Source organism: Peterkaempfera griseoplana (assembly GCF_001418575.1).
Taxonomy (GTDB): Bacteria; Actinomycetota; Actinomycetes; order Streptomycetales; family Streptomycetaceae; genus Peterkaempfera; species Peterkaempfera griseoplana.
This window is the reverse complement of the sequence record NZ_LIQR01000631.1, coordinates 648-2,659: the sequence shown is the minus strand read 5'-3', so window position 1 is coordinate 2,659 and position 2,012 is coordinate 648. Positions and strand designations below refer to the sequence as shown.

The window sequence follows — 2,012 nt, the reverse complement described above, 5'->3', positions numbered from 1 at the left end:
GACCCCGGCCGGCTGCGGCAGTTCGCGGACGAGGTGGAGGCCCGGGGCGCGGCGGCCTGCGGGCACCCCTCCGCGGAGCGCGACCTGGTGCACCGGTACGCGCGGCACGACCTGCTGGCCCGGCAGGTGCGCCTGGGCTCGGTCCAGGACGTCCCCAAGAACCCGGCGACCCATCGTGGGGGCGGTTTCGCACTCGACCCGTCGCTGCTGGGGACGTCACTGCTGGCGGTGGGCCCGGCGGGCACCGGCAAGACGGCGCTGCTGGTCCGCCCGGTGGTGGAGGCGCTCTGCCTGCAGGCGCTGGCCAACACGGCGTGTGTGGTGGCGGTCGGGGCGGCGGACGCGGATCTGGGCCCTGACAGCTCCTACGACGTGGTCATCGCGCCCGGCGACCCGGAGTCGGCGTACGGCCTGGACCTCTACGGCGCAGCCCACAGCAGCGACGAGGCCGCCGCCCGGCTCGCCGACGCGCTGCTGCCGGACGAGCTGGCGCTGCGCGCCGAGGGCGCCCGCACCACGCTGCAGCAGGTGGTGGGTCCCTTCCTGGCCGCGCACGACCGCTACCCGGGGGTGCAGGAGCTGCGTGACCTGCTGCTGGGTGAGCCCGACGCCTGGTCCGCGCTGCGTGAGGCGCTGCTTGCCGCCGGACGGCTGGAGGCGCACCGCCACGACCTGCAGCACAGGGAGCGCCAGCACGGCCGTGCCGATGATCCCGGGACGCTGCTCGCGGACCGTCTGACGCTGCTGGACCGCCCGGCCTTCGCGGGTTGCTTCAACCCCTCGGCTCATGAACTGGGCCGGGAGAAGCCGCCGTTCGCCATGCGCGCGCTGGACCATCCGCTGCGGGTCCGGGTGAAGCTGCCCGAGCACAGCCATCCTGAGGCGGCACGGATGCTGGCCCGGCTGGTGGTGGGGCAGTTCGTGCAGGCCGCCGGGGGACGGCGGGACCGTTCGCTCTTCGCGGGGCTGATCGTCGACGACGCTTCGGCGGCGGTGGACAGCCACACGGTGCGCGGGCTGCAGCGGATGCGCGGCGCCAATGCTGGGGCGCTGCTGGCGCTGCGCAGCCTGGCCGACCTGCCGGAGGCGCTGCGGGCCCCGCTGTTCGGCGCGGTCGGCTGCCGGATGGCCTTCCCCGGGATCGCGCCGTGGGACGGCAGGTTGTTCGCGGAGGCCTGGGGCACGGTGTGGGTGCAGGAGAAGGCGGTCACCCACACCCCCGACACCTCCGGCGGGCTGCTGCGGCGTTCGGTGCGGGCCTTCCGCGGGCTGCTGGCGGGGACCCCGGTGCAGACCGAGAGCGTCACCACCCGGTCGGTGGAGCGGCAGTTGTGGTCGTCCTCGGATCTGGCGCACGCACTGCCGTCGGGGCATGCGGTGGTGTCGCTGACCACGGTGGAGGGGGCACAGGTACCGCCGCTGCTGGTCGATCTGCGCAGCTGAGCGGCGGGGGCCGCTCGGCGACCGGAACGGCGGCGCGCGTCCCTGCTCAGCTGCCGCCGGGCGTTCGGGGCCGTCGCTGCTCCGCTGTGGAGGACTTCGTGGCGGCGGTTGTGCGGACCGTCCATAATCGTGACGAGCACGTCCTGCCCTGTTCCGCCGGCCGTGCCGTACCGCGGGCACCGCGAGGATGCGGTGCCGGGCCGGGCGGTGCGGCATGCCCGACCGAAGGTGTCATGCCCCCCACTCTGGCCTCCCTGGTCCGCAACTCCTCGCTCCGTCTGACCGTCCTCGCCGGTGAGGACCAGCTGGAGCGTCCGGTGCGCTGGGTGCACACCAGCGAGCTGGACGACCCCACCCCCTATCTGGAGGGCGGGGAGCTGCTGCTGACCACCGGGATCAAGCTGGGCGGCAACGCGGACGGGGACGGCGACGAGGCCCTGCGGGCCTATGTGCACCGGCTCGCCGACGCCGGAGTGGTGGGCCTGGGGCTGGGCGTGGGCCTGTCGCACGCCGAGGTTCCGCGGCCGCTGGTCGAGGCGGCCGCGGAGCGGGGCCTGCCACTGCTGCGG

At 75.0% G+C, this 2,012-nt stretch carries 1 protein-coding gene and 1 pseudogene; both read left to right on the top strand.

The window, feature by feature from the left end:
* Positions 1-1,443, top strand: a pseudogene (locus AOK09_RS34400) (ATP-binding protein); the annotation flags it as partial.
* A gap of 233 nt (positions 1,444-1,676) precedes the next feature.
* The coding region (locus AOK09_RS42850) for a PucR family transcriptional regulator ligand-binding domain-containing protein (protein WP_245687609.1) at positions 1,677-2,012 on the top strand (336 nt) is incomplete at its 3' end.